The organism is Frankia gtarii (assembly GCF_025403375.1).
In the GTDB taxonomy this organism is placed as follows: domain Bacteria; phylum Actinomycetota; class Actinomycetes; order Frankiales; family Frankiaceae; genus Frankia; species Frankia gtarii.
Genome location: NZ_JAMPTM010000488.1, coordinates 1 through 2276, shown reverse-complemented (window position 1 = coordinate 2276; position 2276 = coordinate 1). Strand labels below are relative to the sequence as shown.

The following is a 2276-nucleotide window of genomic DNA, read 5'->3' as shown; positions in this document are numbered from 1 at the left end:
GGGACGGGCGGCGGTGCAGGGGCGATCGGGCGGCCCGGCGCCGGCGGAGGTTGCGGGTGGGGCGCCGCCCGACCTCGCCGCCCTGGTGGACCTGCTGGGTCGCCGGTTCGCCCTCGGCCTCTACTGGCATCTGCGGGGTGGCCCGCTGCCGTTCCGCACGCTGGCAGCCCGGCTGGACGCCCCGCAGACGCAGCTCGTGCAGCGGCTGCGGGAGCTGCGGGAGGCCGGCCTCGTCGAGGTGGACGAGGTCGGCGAGTACCGGCTGACCACCCACGGCCGGCGCCTGCAGGGCGTGATCGAGCCCCTGGCCGCCTGGGCGCAGGAATGGGCGACGCTCAGCCCCCGCCAGCGCACCCCGCGCGGGGCCTCCACCCGTGGCCACGACGAGCCCTGACCGGGGTGGGCGCGCCTTGTCGGGTTATCACCGAATGTCACCTTGCCGTCGACGGAGCGTGATTATGAGATCACAGCTTGTCTTGAGCTGATCTTAAGACTCCTTTAGGCCCCAGGAGATGTGCTGGTCACTGTCGAACCCGGTGCTGGGGAGCACCGGAGGCGACCTGGTGGATCCGAACTTCACCCGGCGGAGGTAACCCCGACCTCCGGTGGGTCTCCCTAGCCCGGGTCGCGGCCCGTCCCAGCCGCGGCCCGGGCTCATCAGCCTCGGCCCACGACGGTGGTGACCGCTCCCCGACCCGTGGGCCGGGACCCGCCCGGGCGGCGTCTCAGCCCGCGGCCAGCCGTTCCCGGGCCGCGGCCAGTCGCCGGCGGGTGGCCTCCCGGCCGAGCACTTCCAGCGACTCGAACAGCGGCAGCCCCACGGTCCGCCCGGTGACGGCCACCCGCACCGGCGCCTGCGCCTTCGCCAGCTTCAGGCCGTGGCGCTCGCCGAGCTCGGTCAGGGTCGCCTTCAGCGTCTCGGCGTCCCACTCGACCTTGCCGAACACGTCGTGGACGTCGGCGAGCAACTCCGCCGCCGGCCCCTTCATCGCCTTCGCCCATGCCGCGTCGTCCACCGGCGCCTCGGGCAGGAACAGGAAGTCCACCATCGGCACGATCTCGGAGAGCACCGACAACCGGGACTGCGCGAGCCCGGCGACCACGGCGAACACGGCGGCGTCGAACGCCTCGGCCGCCCACGGTGCCGCCGGCGGCACCAGCCACGGCTGCACCGCCGCGATGAACTCCTCGACGCTCAGCGCCCGGATGTACTCGCCGTTGAACGCCCGCAGCTTCTTCTCGTCGAAGAACGCCGGGGAAGGCTTCACGTCGGCCAGGTCGAAGGTCGACTCGATCGTCTCCCACGGCACGATCTCGTCGTCGCCGGACGGCGCCCAGCCGAGCAGCATCAGGTAGTTCTTCATCGCGCCGGGCAGGTAGCCCTCGTCCCGGTAGGACTCCAGCGCCACCTTGTCCCGCCGCTTCGACAGCTTCTGCCGCTTCTCGTTGACGATGACCGGCACGTGCGCCCACACCGGCGGCTCGTCGGCGCCGAGCGCGGCCCACAGCAGCTGCTGCTTGGGCGTGTTCGACAGGTGCTCCTCGCCCCGGATGACGTGGGTGATCCCCATCTCCAGGTCGTCGACGACGTTGGCGAGCAGGAACACCGCCGAGCCGTCGGCCCGCGCGATCACGAAGTCCTCGATGGTGTCGTTCGGGAACTCCGGGGTGCCGCGGATCAGGTCGCGTACCGTCGTCACCCCCTCGTCGGGGGTGCGGAAGCGCAGCGCGCGGCCGGGGCCGGGCTCCAGCCCGCGGTCGCGGCAGAAGCCGTCGTAGCCGTGCTGGGCATTACCCGTGCGTTCCGCCAGCGCGTCGCGGGTGCAGTCGCAGAAGTACGCCAGCCCCGCCTCCTGCAGGCGGACCGCGGCCGCCCGATGCCGGTCCGCGCGCGAGGACTGCAGCACCGGGCCCTCGTACCGGCCGGGGCTGATCCCGAGCCAGTCCAGCGCGCTGATGATGCCGTCGATCCACTCGGGCCGGTTGCGGGAGGCGTCGGTGTCCTCGATGCGCAGCACGAAGTCGCCGTCCGCGCGTAGCGCCACCAGCCAGTTGAACAGTGCCGAGCGCGCCCCACCCACATGGAAGATGCCGGTGGGAGACGGCGCGAATCGAACCCGTACCCGCCCAGATCCCATGCGGGGCAGCGTACAGGGATCCCGGTGAGCCGACGGAGTACCCAGGCGGCGTCGACGTCGTCGGCGCCGCCTCGGCAGGTCCGATCGTTCGGAAGGTGTGGGGTGTTAGTCGCCGAGGAGGTCGAGGAGGTCGAGGGG

At 72.3% G+C, this 2276-nt stretch carries 2 protein-coding genes; one reads left to right on the top strand and one right to left on the bottom strand.

The features are described from left to right. On the top strand, window positions 1-394 hold a 394-nt coding region (locus NBZ83_RS31735), incomplete at its 5' end, for a winged helix-turn-helix transcriptional regulator (RefSeq protein ID WP_308203848.1). 331 nt (window positions 395-725) lie between these two features. Here NBZ83_RS31735 and gltX read toward each other — a convergent pair. After that, window positions 726-2138 carry a glutamate--tRNA ligase gene (gltX, locus tag NBZ83_RS31730; RefSeq protein WP_261569563.1) on the bottom strand — a complete coding sequence of 471 codons (1413 nt, stop codon included), beginning with the start codon at window positions 2136-2138 and terminating at the stop codon, window positions 726-728. Window positions 2139-2276 lie beyond the last annotated feature (138 nt).

Coding starts and splice junctions, on each gene's coding strand:
- gltX (WP_261569563.1), bottom strand. CDS start 2,138: ATGGGATCTGGGCGGGTACGGGTTCGATTCGCGCCGTCTCCCACCGGC.